The sequence below is a fragment of the Dinoroseobacter sp. PD6 genome (genome assembly GCF_028807315.1).
GTDB lineage: Bacteria > Pseudomonadota > Alphaproteobacteria > Rhodobacterales > Rhodobacteraceae > Dinoroseobacter > Dinoroseobacter shibae.
This window is the reverse complement of sequence record NZ_JARAMN010000004.1, coordinates 23,097-37,765: the sequence shown is the minus strand read 5'-3', so window position 1 is coordinate 37,765 and position 14,669 is coordinate 23,097. Positions and strand designations below refer to the sequence as shown.

The window sequence follows — 14,669 nt, the reverse complement described above, 5'->3', positions numbered from 1 at the left end:
ACCCGGCCCCGCGCTCAGTAGCTGTAGGCGGCGTAGATCTTCGACAGGTCGCCGCCCCAATCCCCGTGGTAATGGGCCAGCAACTCGTCCGCCGGAACACGCCCGCTCTCGATACTGTCCTTGAGCGCGTTGAGGAAATGGGTCTCGTCCGGGATCATCCCGCCCGCTCCCGGCATGGCCCGCGCCGCCAGCCCCGCCTCGGCGATCGAGACCACTTCGCGCGCCAGGTCGTGCATCCGCAGATCGCCGACCTGCGCCTGCAACCCGTCGACCGAGGCGGCCACGCGCAAGGCCTCCCGCGTCTCCGCATCCCAGCCCTTCACCAGGTCCCAGGCCGCGTCCAGCGCGCCCTGATCATAGGTCAGGCCGACCCAGAACGCCGGCAGCGCACAGAGCCGCCGCCAGGGACCGCCATCGGCCCCGCGCATCTCGATGAATTTCTTGATCCGTGCCTCGGGGAAGATCGTTGTCAGGTGATCGGCCCAGTCGCTGAGCGTCGGCACCTCGCCGGGCAGAGCGGGCAGTTTGCCATCGAGGAAATCACGGAACGACTGGCCCAGCGCGTCGATATACTGCCCGTCGCGATAGACGAAGTACATCGGCACATCAAGGGCATAGTCCACCCAGGCATCGAAGCCAAAGCCGTCTTCGAACACGAAGGGCAGCATGCCGGTGCGGTCGGGGTCGAGATCACGCCAGACGCGGCTGCGCCAGCTCTTGTGGCCATTGGGCTTGCCATCGAGAAACGGGGAGTTCGCGAACAGCGCCGTGGCCACGGGCTGCAAGGCGAAGGCCACGCGCAGCTTCTGGACCATGTCCGCCTCGGAGGCGAAGTCGAGATTCACCTGAACCGTGCAGGTCCGGTACATCATGGTTTTACCCATGGTCCCCACCCGGTCCATGTAGTCGGTCATCAGCCGGTAGCGCCCCTTGGGCATCACCGGCATGTCTTCGTGAGACCAGATCGGCGCCGCCCCGAGCCCGATGAACCCGACGCCGATCTTCTCGGCCACGTCCTGCACCTCGCGCAGGTGGCTGTTCACCTCGTCGCAAGTCTCGTGGATGGTCGCCAGCGGCGCGCCCGACAGCTCCAGTTGCCCCCCGGGCTCCAGGCTGACATTGGCCCCGTCCTTTTCCAGCCCGATGATGTTGCCGGCTTCCATCACCGGCGCCCAACCGAAGCGGTCACGCAGCCCTTCGAGCATCGCCTTGATCGAGCGCGTCCCATCATAGGGCAGCGGCTTCAGGGTATCCTTGCAGTAGCCGAACTTCTCATGCTCGGTGCCGATGCGCCACGCATCCTTGGGCTTGCAGCCGTCGCTCAGATACTCGGCCAGTTGCGCGCGGCTTTCGATCGGGCCGCCGCCGGATTGGGGTATGGACATGGGGGTAAGCTCTCCGCGGGCCGATGCGAGTTTTGTCAGGACGTGTCCCGTTGCGTCCGAGAAGTCAAGCGCGGGGCCGTGCCGGACATTGTGCGCTGCCACACAATGAACGACCCGTCCGGGCCGGTTTCCAACTGCTGGAGCACATGGGCCATCCGAAACCCGGGCAAGGCGGCAAAGGCATCGAAAAGCTGCTCCTCCCCCGCCGCGCCGTGGGGAATGGCGAGCGCCGTCCCGTCCTCGCCCTGCAAGAGCCAGGCCCGGCGCGCCCCCTCCCGGCGCAGGCGCAGCACCATGAGCGCATCGAGCCCCATCGCCCCGCCCACCACCGGGCCGAGATAGGTGATCTGCCGCTCGTCCACCGACACCACACCCGGCGCGCTGTCGTCTGCGACGAACCGCAACCGCCGCCAGGCAATCGCGCCGAAACCCACGCTCGCCACAACGGCCAGCGCGCCCACCGCCTTGACCACCGGCCCCGGCGATTGGGTCATCCAAAGACCGACGGCGAGCACCGCAAGGCAAGCCAGAAGTTCACGCCCCTTGTGCAGGCGCGCCGCGACTTCGGGGCGGATGAAGCTCATCGCCAGTCCCCGTACCGCATTTGCCAGAGTGTGAGCGCCGCGACCGCCGCCGTATCCGCCCGCAGGATCCGCGGGCCTAGGCGCATGGACTGTGCCTGCGGCATGGCGCGCAGGCGGGCGCGCTCGGGCTCGGAAAACCCGCCTTCCGGACCGATGAGGATCGCCCAGGGCCCGTCCGGCAGCGCGGGCGTATCCGCCGCCGCCGCCGCCCCCTCCTCCGCAAGGGCTTCGTCGCAGAACATCAGGGACCGATCCGATGGCCAGTCCGACAACAGCCGGTCCAGACCCACAAGATCCGCCACCTCAGGCACGAAGGTGCCGCCGCATTGCTCGGCCGCTTCGACCGCATGGGCCTGCAGCCGGTCGCGGCGAATCCGTTCCGCATTGGTGAAGGCAGTCTGCACCGGCACGATCCGGCGCGCGCCCATCTCGGCGGCCTTCTCGACGATGAAATCCGTGCGCGCCTTCTTGATCGGCGCGAAACAGAGCCACAGGTCCGGCGGATCGCGCTGCGGCGCGGTCTGGGTCTCGACCTCCAGCACGCCACCGCGTTTCCCGGCCTCGACCACCCGCGCGGCCCAGGCCCCGGCATGACCATTGAACAGGGTCACGACCTCGCCCACGCCCCGGCGCATCACCCCGAACAGGTAATGGGCCTGGGCGCCCGACAACGGAACCGTTTGCCCCTGACCCAGAGGGTGCTCTACATAAAGCCTGATCTTTCCAGCCGACATGGCGCAAACCATATGGGGGGCGATCCCGATGAGCAACGAGGCGCAGACACCAGACGGCGGAACCGTCGCCGACGCGCCCGCGGATAACTGGGTCGACCGCTACGCGCCGCCCGCAACCCGCCCCTACCTGCGGCTCAGCCGCGCGGACCGGCCGATCGGCACCTGGCTTTTGCTGATCCCCTGCTGGTGGGGCGCTCTTCTGGGGGCGGCGGCGGGTGACGGGTTCGACCGCGGCACTGCCTGGATCATGGTCGGCTGCGGGATTGGCGCCTTCCTGATGCGCGGCGCGGGCTGCACCTGGAACGATATCACCGACCGCGACTTCGACGCAAAGGTCGCGCGCACGCGCTCCCGCCCGATCCCGTCGGGTCAGGTCAGTGTCCGGGGCGCGCTGGTCTGGATGGTGGTGCAGGCGCTGCTGGCCTTCGGCATCCTGCTGAGCTTCAACATGCCCGCCATAGGGCTGGGCATCGCCTCGCTGGCGCTGGTCTGCGTCTATCCCTTCGCCAAGCGGTTCACCTGGTGGCCGCAGATCTTCCTGGGGCTTGCGTTCAACTGGGGTGCGCTGCTGGCCTGGACGGCCGAGACCGGTACTCTGCTCGATGCGCCCAGCGTGCTGCTCTATGTCGCCGGGATCGCCTGGACCCTGTTCTACGACACGATCTACGCCCATCAGGACACCGAGGACGATGCCCTGATCGGCGTGAAATCCACCGCGCGGCTTTTCGGCGATCGCTCGCGGCGGTGGCTGGGGCTGTTCCTGATCGCGGCAACCGTGCTGGCGGGCGGGGCCGTCATCGCGGCGCTGGCCCCACTGGATGCGCCCCTGGCGCTCGCGCTCGGGCTCGGCGGGGTCTGGGCTTTCGGATGGCATATGGTGTGGCAGCTGCGGCAGCTCGACCCGAACGACCCCGGCAACTGCCTGCGGCTGTTTCGGTCCAACCGGGACGCCGGTCTGATCCTTGCGCTGTTTCTCGCCCTGACCTTGCTCGCTTGATTGCACCCGGACGCCGGGGACGATAGGACCAGACCACTCGAACAAAGCACCCCGTTCCCCATGTCCAAGCGTCGATACCTGCCGCTCCTTGCCTTGTCCGCTGCGGCCCTCGCATCGGTTTTCACCGCGCGCCTGCTCGTCGAGCAGGTCGAGACACGCACCCTCGCCTCGGTCGAGGAGGTGCTCTTCACCGAAAATGCCGAGTTTGCCCAGGCCGCCATCGATGGCACCCATGTCACGCTCCTCGGCACCGCCCCGGACGAGGCGACGCGCTTTGCCACCCTCTCGGCGGTGGGGCGCGTGGTGGCCCCCGACCGGATCATCGACGAGATGACGGTGGCGGCCTCAACCCGCATCGCACCGCCGGACTTCTCGCTGGAGCTTTTGCGCAACGCGGACGGGATCTCGCTGATCGGGCTGGTCCCGGCTGATATGGATTCCGACTCCCTGGGCGCCGAGCTGGCCGGGCTGGGCCCGGTGTCGAACATGGTCGAAACCGCGGACTTCCCGATCCCGGGGCGCTGGCTCGGGGCGGTCGGCTATGCCCTGGAAGCGGCGGCGGAGATTCCGCGCGCAAAGATAAGCGTCACGCCGCAATCGGTCCATATCAGCGCCCTCACCGACAGCGCCGCCGAGAAGACCGCGCTGGAGACCCGCCTGCGGCGCACGGCCCCCGCGGGCGTCGCCGTCACGCTCGATATCGCGGCCCCCCGCCCGGCGATCACGCCTTTCCTGCTGCGCTTCACGCTGGATGACCGCGGGGCGCGATTCGATGCTTGCGCGGCCGAAACCGAGGCGGGGCGCGCCCGCATCCTCGCCGCCGCCGCGGAAACCGGCGCCCCGCGTGAGACAACTTGCGTGCTCGGCCTCGGCGCCCCGTCGCAGAACTGGGCCGAGGCCGCCACCCTCGGCATCCGGGCCGTCGCAGCCCTCGGCGGCGGGGTCGTGACCCTGTCGGATGCCGATGTCACCCTTGTCGGTCGCGAAGACACGAATGCCGCCCTGTTCGAGCGCGTGGCAGCCGAGTTCGAGGCGGATCTGCCGGCGGTGTTCTCCCTCACCAGCACGCTGCCGCGCCCGGAAGCCCCCCGCCCGGGCATCTTCGATCCAAACCTGACACGCTTCACCGCGACGCTCAGCCCCGAGGGACTGGTGCAGCTGCGCGGCCATGTAACGGACACGATCCGCAAGGAGGTGACCGCCACCATGGCCAAGGCAATGTTCGGTGCCCCGAATGTCTATTCCGCCACCACCGTGGCCGAGGACGTGCCCGAAGGCTGGTCCGTGCGGGTGCTTGCGGGGCTCGAGGCGCTCGGGCATCTGCACAATGGCAGCGTGACGATCACGCCCGAATTCATGCGCATCGGCGGCCGCACCGGGGTGGAGGATGGCCCCGCCGAGATCGCCGGCCTGCTGGCCCGGCGCCTGCCGGAAGAGTCCGATCTGCGGCTCGACGTCACCTACGATCCGATCCTCGATCCGGCCACGGCCCTGCCGACACCCGAGGAATGCTACGCCCGCATCGACGCGATCCAGGCCGAGGGCAAGATCACCTTCGAGCCGGGCTCGTCCCAGATCGCCGCCGAGGCCGAGGCCATCATGGACCGCATCGCACAGGTGCTCGTGGACTGCAGCCATGTCGAATTCGAGATCGCCGGGCACACGGACAACCAGGGGCGGGAGGTGATGAACCTCAATCTCAGCCAGGCGCGCGCCGACGCGGTGCTGGCCGCCCTGTCGGAACGGCGGATCCTGACCGGCAATCTCGTCGCCCGGGGATATGGCGAGGCCATGCCGATCGCAGATAACAGCACCGCCGAGGGCCGAGAGGCCAACCGCCGGATCAGCTTTACCGCCCCGACGCCGCCCGTAACCTCCCCCACCGCCGAGACCGAAACAGGAGACCCCCAGTGAACCAGACGGAATTCATCGCCGCCACCGCGATCATCCTGTTCGTGGTGTTCCTGCTCGGCTGGTTCACCCACTGGGCCATCGCCCGGTTCTCGCGGGTCACCAAGGCGGAAATGGGGGAGCTGGAATCCATGGCGCAATCCCTGCACGAGGCCGAAGAAGAGCGCGACCAGGCGCTCGTGCTGCTGGAAGAGCGGGAGCGCGAACTGAGCGCGCAGATGGCCCAGACCGAGGCCGAACTGGCCGCCGCGATGGAAGGCCTGCGCGATGCGCGCCGCGAGACTCAGGACCTGCGCAGCCAGATCGAGAAATCAGCGCGATCCGGGCGCTGAGCGCGGCTTACCAGCGTGTCAGGGCGGCTTCGTCTTCGTCCGTGGCCGCAACCCAGGACGCGCCCGCGCCGCTGATTTCCTTCTTCCAGAACGGCGCCCGGGATTTCAGGTAATCCATCAGGAACTCCGCCGCAGCGAAGGCATCCACCCGGTGTGGGGCGGCCGTGGCCACCATCATGATCCGGTCGCCCGGACCCATCCGGCCATAGCGATGGATGACCAGCGCATCGCCCAGCGACCAGCGCGCTTTGGCTTCGTCGACGATCTTGCCGATCGCGCGCTCGGTCATGCCTGGATAGTGCTCGATCTCCATAACGTCGAGATCGCCGGTCGCCACGTCCCGCACCACGCCCGTGAAACTCACGATGGCGCCCATATCCGTGCGCCCCGCCGCGAAGCTGTCCAGCTCTGCGCCCAGCGCGAAAGGGGCTTGCTGTACCCGAACGGTCATCTCACCCCCCGGTCATGGGCGGAAAGAACGCCACTTCCCGGGCATCCGTCAGCTCCGCATCGAATTCGGTCAGGTCCTGGTCGACCGCCACGCGGATGGCCGAGAGATCGGAGAACGCGAGATCGTAGCGATCCTCCCGCGCGCGCAATTCCGAGACCAGCTCCGCCACGGTCCTGGCCTCCGTCTCGATCCGCTCCTGGGACAGGCCGATGCGTTCGCGCAGCCAGGCGAAATACAACACGTCGAGTTTCATGGCTTCTCCGATAGAAAAGGCAGTGATTTCCTGAAGTAGTCCGCACCGGTGATAAGTGTCAAAAGCGCCGCGATCCACAACAGCCCCATGCCGAGGACACCGGCCGGCCCTCCCACCGACATGGTCGCCCACACGAGGTTCCAGTCCTGCGGCCCGTTGTCGAGTGCCGCCTGGTACGCATCGCGGGGCAACGCCGCAAAGGCCGCAAGATGCATGTAATCGAGCGCGATGGCCCCCATCAGCACCGCGATCGCCACCATCTGTGCCGTCGTCTTCCATTTGGCCAGCTTGGTCACCGACAGCTTGCTGGCATCCGCACCCAGGAATTCCCGCAGCCCGGACACGAACACCTCCCGAAACAGGATGATCGCCGCCGGAATGATCACCAAAGGGTCGAGCCCCGAGAGCGCCATGACCACCGCAAGCGCCGTGATCACCATGGCCTTGTCCGCGATCGGATCCAGCATCGCCCCGAAGCGCGAGGTCTGTGCCCAGGTCCGCGCGATCCAGCCATCGAGGAAATCCGTCAGCGACGCACCGATGAACAACGCCAGCGCCACCCAATCCGCAAGCGGTCGGGGCAGCAGGGCAAAGACGATTGCCACCGCCGGAGCGGCCAGCAGCCGCGCTACAGTCATGAGGTTCGGGATCGTCCATCGCATGCGCCACCTTGTAACGGCTCTACGATGTGGCGGAAAGGGGAACCGGCGTCGGCGGGGCGCTCACACGCGCCGTGCTCCGCCATCCCTCTCGGCGGAGCTCTGCCGGTTTCGGGTCTCGATGCGGAAATGGCTGCGGCACGCGACTATCACAAGTAGGCTTGTACCATCCCCCTACGCCTCACGCGCCGCAGCTTTCCGTTTCAAAGCTTCCGCCGAGGCGAAATGCATGCCCCGGTGCCGAGAGGCTAGCATAGGGTTCGCAGCGTTCAAAAAATTAACTGCCATCACGGCAGGCGATTCAACCTATGGGGGAAGCAGGCGGCTATTTTGTGGCTGGTCCGCGCAACAACACTAGGGATTAGGTGGAATCGTTTCCTCAAAGCGCCAGAATCACGCGGTGGATCATTGCGTTTTGCGAATCACCTGCACCACGTCGTTAACTTTCAGAAGGGTGGTTTCGACCGAAACGTCATGCCCACACCGCCATCCGGATGCCGCAATCGCAGGGACTCCGAATGCAGCATCAGCCGCGGGAATGCCCGTGCCGCGCCCTCCGCGTAGAACGGATCCCCGAGAATCGGATGCCCCAACGCTTGCATATGGACCCGCAACTGGTGCGAGCGCCCGGTTTTGGGAAAGAGCCGCACGCGCGTTTCCGCCTCGGACCGCTTCAGGACGCGCCAATCGGTCACGGCGGCCTTGCCCGTTTCGGGATCGACCTTCTGCAAGGGACGGTTCGGCCAGTCCACGATCAGCGGCAGATCGACCGTCCCCGTCGCCTCCGCAACCTGCCCCCAGACCCGCGCCACATAGCTCTTCTTGATCTGGCGTTTTTCGAATTGCAGGCCGAGGTGCCGCTGGGCATGGGCGGTCAGCGCGAACACCATCAGCCCCGATGTGTCCCGGTCCAGCCGATGCACGAGGAGCGCGTCGGGAAACGCCCCCTGCACCCGGCTCAGCAGGCAATCAGCCAACTCGGGCCCGCGCCCGGGCACCGACAAGAGCCCGGAAGGTTTCTCCACCAGCAGCAGATGCGCATCCTCGTGGACCAGGCGCAGCGGCTCCTGGGGCGGAGCATAGGTATCGGGCGGGATCGGCGGCATGAGGGCGGATTACGCCACAGCCGGGCAAAGGAACAGGGCTTTATTGCCCGCCAGCCCCGCCCTGCATAGGGTGCGCCGCAGGAGGCCCCCCATGAGTTTCGACGCCTGGACGATCTTCGCGCTCTTCTGGGCGCTGTTCGTCACGACCCCCGGACCGAACGCGGTCAACTGCATGTCCAACGGGATGACCCACGGGTTTCGACGGTCGCTCTGGGGCGTGCTGGCGATCCTTACGCAGGCCAGCCTGTTTCTCGCCCTGTCGGCCCTTGGCGTGACCGCCCTGATCACCGCTGCACCGGACGTGTTCCGCTGGGTCCAGCTTGCCGGAGCGTTCGTGTTGGTGGCCCTCGGCATCCGCGCATGGCGCACCGCCCGGGATCCGGTCAAACCCCAGGCCGGGGCCGGGTCGATCTATGGCCGGGCCTTCCTGATCGCGACCTTCAACGCTAAGAGCCTCGCAGGCTACATCGCCGCCTTCTCGCAATTCGTCCAACCCGACGTGCCGATCCTGTCGCAGATGACCGTGATCGTGCCCACGGCGCTGACGCTCACGGCACTGTCCTATACCGGCTACACCGCCCTCGGCGCGGGGCTTGGGAAACTGGCGATGGGGGCGATCCTGAACTTCTGGGTGCGCCGCGGCCTGGCCTTGTGTTTCATCGGCTACGGGATCGCCCTCGGCGCCTACGCACCGGGAGGAAGGACATGACCGATCCGAGCAGGCCAAACCTTGCAACGCGCAGAGACCCCGCCCTGGAGGGCAGGAGCATGCGCCTCACGCAGCCGTGGCTTGACGCACCGGCCCGGCCGGCACCTTCTGGACTCGTAAAGATCGGACTCCCATGGCGACACGACGACAATTCTTGACCGGGGCCGCGATCCTCGGCGGCGGCTACGCGGCGCTGCGCTACGGGGTGCCGGCGCTCACCGACCTGTTTCGCGGCCTGCCTGCGCTGGAGCCGCTGGCAGCGCCCGAGGGCTTTCGCACGATGCCGCTCGGCCCGGTGACCCGGGGGCTCGACCCGATGATCGGGCTGGAGCCTGCCACAGTGACAGAGCTTGCGCCCAACGTGCTGCGCGGGCGCCTCTGCGATGCACTCTTTGGAATAGACGCCGTGCCCGAGGGCGTCGTCCCCATCGCGTCCTTTTCCGACTATGCCTGCCCGTTCTGCCGGGTGCTGACCCCGCGCCTTCAGGCGCTGGAGGAGACCTCCGGCGGAACCATCCGGATCAAATGGCACGAATTGCCCCTCCTCGGTCCGGCCTCCGCCGACGGGGCGCGCGCCGCCCTCGCCGCCGGACTGCAGGGGCGCTATGCCGACGCTCATGCGCGCCTGATCCGGGCCGGTTTCCAGCCAAGCGAGGCCTATCTCCGCGTTCTTGCCACAGATCTCGACCTCGACGCGGACCGCCTGCTGCGCGACATGGACAGCCCTCAGGTCACCGCTGCCCTCACTGACAGCCGGGCGCTGGCGCAGCTTTTTGGCCTGGTGGGCACCCCGGCCCTCTTGGTCGGGCGCACACTGGTGCAGGGCGAAGTCAGCGCCCGCACGCTCGACCGCCTCATCGCCCTGGAGCGCAGGGACGGCCCGATCCCCAGCTGCAGTTAACCCGCTATTGCTGGAGGATTTCACCCCGCAGAACCCGCAGCGCCACACTCTCGGGGTTTGCAACCAGTGCTGCGTCCACAGCATCTCTCGCCGCCGCCATATCCCCGAGCGCGGCATAGATGCGCACGATAATCGACCAGGCTTCTTCGCGCTGCGGATCGAGGTCAACCGCTTCGGAGAAAGCCGAAAGGGCGGCAGGCATGTTCCGCATCGTCAAGCCGACACCGCCGAGGATGATCTGGATCTCCGGGAAATCCGCCTTTGCCCGCAACGAAGACTGCCATTCCGACATCGCGGCTCCGAGCGCTTGCGTGGTCTGCGGCGGAACAACCCGCATGTTCAGATCGAGGAATTCACGGGCTGCCGCCATCCGCACGCTTCGGACCGGATCTGACAGCAGGGGCGCAAGGCGCTCCACCCGAACCGGCGCGGGTGCCGCACGTTGGATCGGCACCGCCGCGGCCCGCACCAGCGGATCAGGATCGCGCAGAGCCATCGCCATGCGATCCGCCAGCTCCGGGCCCGCCATCGGATGCAGCAGCTCCAGCGCCGACGCCCGCACGATCCCCGGCAGATCGAGGTATTCGGTCAGCGCCACGATGTTCTCCGCCGTACTCTGCGGCGCGATCCGGGCGCGGGCGAAGACCTGGGCGAAATGCGGACCGCGATGGATGCTGTCGGGAAAGCGCGCCTCCAGCTCGGCCGCCATTTCCTCGGCGCTGCGATCCGTGTGACAATCGTTGCAGGCATTGGGCGCGCCGGTCTCGACAGTCAGGTCCGGGCGCGGCACCCGGAAGGAATGGTCGCGCCGCCCGTCGATCCCCATGTAGTCGCGCTCGATCATGTGGCAGCTCTTGCACTGCGCCCCTTCGCTGCCGACCTCGTGGAAGTGGTGGGACGGGTCGTCATACTCCGCCAGCCGCAGGGTCGGGAACTCCGGGTTCCCGGCCGTCGAATGGCACTGGGTGCACAGGTCATTGGTCTCGGTCAGCCGCTGCGCCGAATGCGCATCGTGGCAATCGGTGCAGGCCACCCCGGCGGCGTACATCTTGGACTGGATGAACGAGCCATAGACATAGACCTCTTCCAGGATCTGCCCGTCCGGGTGATACATCCCGTCCCGCAAGAGGCTGAGCCGATAGGCATCGTGATAAGGCGTGCCGGGCAGCGGATTGCCCTCCTCGAACGCCTCGCGCCGGGAATGGCAGGCTGCGCATTGCTGGATCTCCGCCTCCGCACCGGCCGCGAAATCCATGGTCAGCCCGGTCTCGCCCACCCGGTCCCAGCGGGTCGGATCGTAATCGCCCCCCGGCAGGGCCCAACTCACATGGGCCTCCCCCGGTCCGTGGCAGGCCTCGCATCCCACGCCGATCTCCGCCTGGGTGCTGGTGTAGGTCCGCGTCGCCGGGTCGTACCCCTTCTTGTAGCCCGTGGCATGACACTCGGCGCAGCGCGCGCCCCAGTTCTTGTAGGGCCCGGTCCAGTGCAACCCGTCCGAGGCCGGCAAGTCCTGATCCGGATAGAGGTGATACCACGCGCCCCGCTCGATATCCCAGACCACGTCGAAGGACTGGATCTTCCCCGGCTCCGTCTCGATCAGGTATTGCTGCAACGGTGCGATCCCCGCAACGCTGTGCACCGGGTATTTCTGCAACCTGCCATCCGGCCCGTCGGAGGTGATGTAGAACACGCCGTCCTCGGTGGTGAAGGTCGTGCGCACGCCGTTATGGACGAATTCCGCATCGTCGAAATCGCCCAGCACATGCAGCGCATCGGGCGGCGTCCAGGCCAGGTCGTGATGGGAGCCTTGCCAGGCCTCATACGCCTCCTGGTGGCAATCCGCGCACACCGCCGTGCCGATATAGTCCGGCACGCGCGGGTCTTCCGCCCGCGCGATCGAGGCCGTGAGGACCACGCCAAGCGCCAGGAAAACTGTCATCACGGAAAAACCCATGCGCGCGATACCCGTTGTCATTCCATCAAAAACCGGCGCAACGCCGCGCGCTCGATCACCCGCATACGCCCATATCCGATCTCGACCAACCCGGCAGCGCTCAAATTCCTGAGATGCCGTTGCACCGTCGGCGTCGACAACGCCACCATCGACGCCAACCGATCCTGCGCCACCTGTATCCAGTCCCCCGGGTTCACCTGGCGCTCGTCCACGTTCAACAGAAACGCCGCAAGCCGCTGTGCCGCGTTGGGCGTGACGAGATTCGCGATCAGCGACAGCGCCACATTCAGGTTCAGATGGCTCAGCGCATAAAAATCGCGCAGCAGGTCGGGATGCTCCCGCACCAGGTCATCGAGTTGCGCCTTGGGCAGAAACAGCGCATCGACCTCGGTCTCCGCGATCACGGTGACAAGCCGGGTCTGATCGGAAAAGAGCGCGGCATCCCCGATCCAGAAGCCGGGCGTCGCCAGGTAAACCGTCTGCGCTGCGCCCACGTCATTGGGAATCGACACGCTGACATTGCCTGCGACGATGCCATACACGCCCCGCGACGAGTCGCCGAAATGGTACAGGGCCTCGTCCTTGGCGAAATGGCGCGGCCGCCCGCAGGACAGGATGCGGCGCTGAGAGGCCTGCGACCGCCCGGCCAGCCAGCCATGTTTCTGCAACAGATCCGCGTCAGACAAGGCGCACCGCCCCCTTCGAGAAAAAATTGGAAATCCATCATTTGATGGAGTTTTCGCCCTGATGGCGTGTCACCATACGGAAACGGTGGCGGCTTGGCGACATCAACGCTTAGGAAACTGAAACAAACGATGGGCGCGAAGGCAACGTGAAACAGGGCGGCGATGGCACCGGCGTCAAAATCCGCGACCGCGAGAATTACCTCGCGGCGAACACCTGCGGTCATCCGAAAGGCCGGCCCGGCCCTGAGGCTATGACCATGGGAAGTATCGCGTTACCTTCACGGGGCGACATGCGTCACAAGAAGAAACACTCAACAAGGAGAATACATATGGTCAACTTAGGAAGGCTGCGGCGCTGCGCGCTGGGGGCGGTCTTGCTGGGCATTTCGGCAAGTGTCGCCGCCGCCCAGGAGGCGGACAAGCCGAACATCCTGGTCATCTGGGGCGACGACATCGGTCAATCCAACATCTCGGCCTACACCATGGGCCTGATGGGCTACCGCACGCCCAACATCGACCGGATCGCCGAAGAAGGCATGATCTTCACCGACTATTATGGCGAGCAGTCCTGCACCGCGGGCCGGTCCTCCTATATCATGGGCCAGTCAGTGTTCCGCACGGGCCTCTCCAAGGTCGGCCTGCCCGGTGCCGAAGAAGGCATGCAGGTCGAGGATCCCACCATCGCCGGCCTGCTCAAGGCCCAAGGCTACGCCACCGGCCAGTTCGGCAAGAACCACCTGGGCGACCGGGATGAGCACCTGCCGACGAACCATGGCTTCGACGAGTTCTTCGGCAACCTCTATCACCTGAACGCCGAGGAAGAGCCCGAGAACGAGGACTACCCGGGCGATCTCGTGCTCGAAGACGGCCGCACCTTCCGCGAGGCGTTCGGGCCCCGCGGCGTGATCAAGTCCTCCGCCGACGGCACCATTGAGGACACCGGCCCCCTGACCAAGGAGCGGATGGAAACCGTGGACGACGAGACCGTCGCCGCGGCGATCGACTTCATCAAGCGCCAGGAAGAGGCGGGCAACCCCTGGTTCGTCTGGTGGTCGGGCACCCGGATGCACTTCCGCACCCATGTCAGCGACGAGCGTCGCCAGATGGCCAACGAAATCGTCGGCAAATCGGTGGACGAATACACCGCCGGCATGATCGAACATGACATGCATATCGGTCAGTTCCTCGACCTGCTGGACGAGCTCGGCATCGCCGACGAGACCATCGTGCATTACTCCACCGACAATGGCCCGCACATGAACACATGGCCGGATGCGGCAATGACCCCGTTCTGGGGTGAGAAAAACACCAACTGGGAAGGCGGCTGGCGCGTGCCCTCCATGGTCCGCTGGCCCGGCCTGATCGAACCCGGCTCCGTGTCGAACTCGATCATGCACCACATGGACTGGCTGCCCACCTACCTGGCCGCAGCCGGGCGTCCGAACATCAAGGAAGAGCTGCTCGACGGGATCACCGTGGCCGAGGTCGGCGGCGGGCGCGACTACCGCGTGCATCTCGATGGCTACAACTTCCTGCCGTATTTCTCGGGCGAGGTTGAAACTGGCCCCCGGAGCGAGATCTTCTACTTCTCCGATGACGGTGATCTGATGTCATTGCGTTACAACGACTGGAAACTCACCTTCCTTGAGCAGGAAGCTTGGGCCACCCTTCGTGCTTGGCAGGAGCCGCTCACGGAGTTGCGCGCGCCTCTCATCTTCAACCTGCGGCGCGATCCCTATGAGCGTAGCTACCGGACATCGAACACCTATTACGATTGGTGGCTCGACCGCGCTTTCCTGCTGGTGCCGGCGCAGCAGTATGTGGCGCAGTTCCTGGCGACCTTCGAGGAGTATCCGCCGCGTCAGAAAGCAGCCAGCTTCAGCCTCGAAAAGGTCATGGAAAAGCTGTCCGAGCCGAGCGGCGCGCGCTAAGCCGCACCGACACGAAGGGGCCGCGTTCTCGGGCGCGGCCCCTTCCTCTCCCCACACTCGAAATTCCGGAGGATCC

General features: G+C 66.4%; 15 protein-coding genes. 6 read left to right on the top strand and 9 right to left on the bottom strand.

The features are described 5' to 3' along the window. Window positions 1–14: 14 nt before the first annotated feature. The 3 genes from PVW48_RS08230 to PVW48_RS08220 are packed head-to-tail and all read right to left on the bottom strand — an operon-like array spanning window position 15 to window position 2,703. Window positions 15–1,385 carry a glutamate--cysteine ligase gene (locus PVW48_RS08230; protein WP_274581003.1) on the bottom strand — a complete coding sequence of 457 codons (1,371 nt, stop codon included), beginning with the start codon at window positions 1,383–1,385 and terminating at the stop codon, window positions 15–17. A 35-nt stretch (window positions 1,386–1,420) separates the two neighbouring features. Next, entirely contained in the window at window positions 1,421–1,969 is a 549-nt protein-coding gene (locus PVW48_RS08225) for a hypothetical protein (RefSeq protein WP_274581002.1), read from the bottom strand. Continuing rightward, the gene (locus tag PVW48_RS08220) at window positions 1,966–2,703 is read right to left on the bottom strand and encodes a 16S rRNA (uracil(1498)-N(3))-methyltransferase (RefSeq protein ID WP_274581001.1); all 738 of its coding nucleotides are present in this window, start codon (window positions 2,701–2,703) and stop codon (window positions 1,966–1,968) included. The genes PVW48_RS08225 and PVW48_RS08220 overlap by 4 nt, the downstream gene beginning before the upstream one ends. A gap of 28 nt (window positions 2,704–2,731) precedes the next feature. Here PVW48_RS08220 and ubiA point away from each other — a divergent pair, with 28 nt between their 5' ends. Genes ubiA through PVW48_RS08205 form a run of 3 tightly spaced genes read left to right on the top strand, consistent with a single transcriptional unit; the run spans window position 2,732 to window position 5,943 of the window. Further along, complete coding sequence (gene ubiA, locus PVW48_RS08215; protein WP_274581241.1) at window positions 2,732–3,700, top strand: 4-hydroxybenzoate octaprenyltransferase; 969 nt, start codon at window positions 2,732–2,734, stop codon at window positions 3,698–3,700. A gap of 60 nt (window positions 3,701–3,760) precedes the next feature. Continuing rightward, window positions 3,761–5,614 carry an OmpA family protein gene (locus PVW48_RS08210; protein WP_274581000.1) on the top strand — a complete coding sequence of 618 codons (1,854 nt, stop codon included), beginning with the start codon at window positions 3,761–3,763 and terminating at the stop codon, window positions 5,612–5,614. Next, entirely contained in the window at window positions 5,611–5,943 is a 333-nt protein-coding gene (locus PVW48_RS08205; protein WP_012179763.1) for a hypothetical protein, read from the top strand. The genes PVW48_RS08210 and PVW48_RS08205 overlap by 4 nt, the downstream gene beginning before the upstream one ends. Window positions 5,944–5,950: 7 nt before the next feature. On the opposite strand, the gene PVW48_RS08200 is transcribed toward PVW48_RS08205, so the two are convergent. The 4 genes from PVW48_RS08200 to PVW48_RS08185 all read right to left on the bottom strand — a co-directional run bounded on the left by PVW48_RS08200 (window position 5,951) and on the right by PVW48_RS08185 (window position 8,412). Beyond that, on the bottom strand, window positions 5,951–6,394 hold the full coding sequence (locus PVW48_RS08200; RefSeq protein WP_012179764.1) for a molybdenum cofactor biosynthesis protein MoaE: 444 nt from the start codon (window positions 6,392–6,394) through the stop codon (window positions 5,951–5,953). A gap of 1 nt (window position 6,395) precedes the next feature. Next, window positions 6,396–6,647, bottom strand: coding sequence for a molybdopterin converting factor subunit 1 (gene moaD, locus PVW48_RS08195; protein ID WP_012179765.1), 252 nt, complete (start codon window positions 6,645–6,647; stop codon window positions 6,396–6,398). Then, entirely contained in the window at window positions 6,644–7,309 is a 666-nt protein-coding gene (gene pgsA / locus PVW48_RS08190; RefSeq protein WP_012179766.1) for a CDP-diacylglycerol--glycerol-3-phosphate 3-phosphatidyltransferase, read from the bottom strand. The genes moaD and pgsA overlap by 4 nt, the downstream gene beginning before the upstream one ends. A 443-nt stretch (window positions 7,310–7,752) precedes the next feature. Continuing rightward, a complete protein-coding gene (locus PVW48_RS08185; RefSeq protein WP_012179767.1) occupies window positions 7,753–8,412 on the bottom strand; it encodes a pseudouridine synthase in 660 nt (219 codons plus the stop codon). Between the two features lie 91 nt (window positions 8,413–8,503). On the opposite strand from PVW48_RS08185, the gene PVW48_RS08180 reads away from it, so the two are divergent. Both PVW48_RS08180 and PVW48_RS08175 read left to right on the top strand, forming a co-directional pair. Then, the gene (locus tag PVW48_RS08180; protein ID WP_012179768.1) at window positions 8,504–9,121 is read left to right on the top strand and encodes a LysE family translocator; all 618 of its coding nucleotides are present in this window, start codon (window positions 8,504–8,506) and stop codon (window positions 9,119–9,121) included. 133 nt (window positions 9,122–9,254) lie between these two features. Then, the gene (locus PVW48_RS08175) at window positions 9,255–10,022 is read left to right on the top strand and encodes a DsbA family protein (RefSeq protein WP_274580999.1); all 768 of its coding nucleotides are present in this window, start codon (window positions 9,255–9,257) and stop codon (window positions 10,020–10,022) included. Window positions 10,023–10,026: 4 nt separating this feature from the next. On the opposite strand, the gene PVW48_RS08170 is transcribed toward PVW48_RS08175, so the two are convergent. Both PVW48_RS08170 and PVW48_RS08165 read right to left on the bottom strand, forming a co-directional pair. Beyond that, window positions 10,027–11,997 (bottom strand): multiheme c-type cytochrome, encoded by a 1,971-nt coding sequence (locus PVW48_RS08170; protein ID WP_274580998.1) that lies wholly within the window; start codon window positions 11,995–11,997, stop codon window positions 10,027–10,029. Then, the gene (locus PVW48_RS08165) at window positions 11,994–12,662 is read right to left on the bottom strand and encodes a Crp/Fnr family transcriptional regulator (RefSeq protein WP_012179771.1); all 669 of its coding nucleotides are present in this window, start codon (window positions 12,660–12,662) and stop codon (window positions 11,994–11,996) included. Before PVW48_RS08165 ends, PVW48_RS08170 begins: the two co-directional genes overlap by 4 nt. A 329-nt stretch (window positions 12,663–12,991) precedes the next feature. Between PVW48_RS08165 and PVW48_RS08160 the strand changes: the two genes are divergently transcribed. After that, the gene (locus PVW48_RS08160) at window positions 12,992–14,593 is read left to right on the top strand and encodes an arylsulfatase (protein ID WP_274580997.1); all 1,602 of its coding nucleotides are present in this window, start codon (window positions 12,992–12,994) and stop codon (window positions 14,591–14,593) included. Window positions 14,594–14,669: the final 76 nt, after the last annotated feature.

Coding starts and splice junctions, on each gene's coding strand:
- PVW48_RS08160 (WP_274580997.1), top strand. CDS start 12,992: ATGGTCAACTTAGGAAGGCTGCGGCGCTGCGCGCTGGGGGCGGTCTTG.
- PVW48_RS08170 (WP_274580998.1), bottom strand. CDS start 11,997: ATGACAACGGGTATCGCGCGCATGGGTTTTTCCGTGATGACAGTTTTC.
- moaD (WP_012179765.1), bottom strand. CDS start 6,647: ATGAAACTCGACGTGTTGTATTTCGCCTGGCTGCGCGAACGCATCGGC.
- PVW48_RS08175 (WP_274580999.1), top strand. CDS start 9,255: ATGGCGACACGACGACAATTCTTGACCGGGGCCGCGATCCTCGGCGGC.
- PVW48_RS08220 (WP_274581001.1), bottom strand. CDS start 2,703: ATGTCGGCTGGAAAGATCAGGCTTTATGTAGAGCACCCTCTGGGTCAG.
- PVW48_RS08180 (WP_012179768.1), top strand. CDS start 8,504: ATGAGTTTCGACGCCTGGACGATCTTCGCGCTCTTCTGGGCGCTGTTC.
- PVW48_RS08200 (WP_012179764.1), bottom strand. CDS start 6,394: ATGACCGTTCGGGTACAGCAAGCCCCTTTCGCGCTGGGCGCAGAGCTG.
- ubiA (WP_274581241.1), top strand. CDS start 2,732: ATGAGCAACGAGGCGCAGACACCAGACGGCGGAACCGTCGCCGACGCG.
- PVW48_RS08210 (WP_274581000.1), top strand. CDS start 3,761: ATGTCCAAGCGTCGATACCTGCCGCTCCTTGCCTTGTCCGCTGCGGCC.
- PVW48_RS08230 (WP_274581003.1), bottom strand. CDS start 1,385: ATGTCCATACCCCAATCCGGCGGCGGCCCGATCGAAAGCCGCGCGCAA.
- pgsA (WP_012179766.1), bottom strand. CDS start 7,309: ATGCGATGGACGATCCCGAACCTCATGACTGTAGCGCGGCTGCTGGCC.
- PVW48_RS08225 (WP_274581002.1), bottom strand. CDS start 1,969: ATGAGCTTCATCCGCCCCGAAGTCGCGGCGCGCCTGCACAAGGGGCGT.
- PVW48_RS08185 (WP_012179767.1), bottom strand. CDS start 8,412: ATGCCGCCGATCCCGCCCGATACCTATGCTCCGCCCCAGGAGCCGCTG.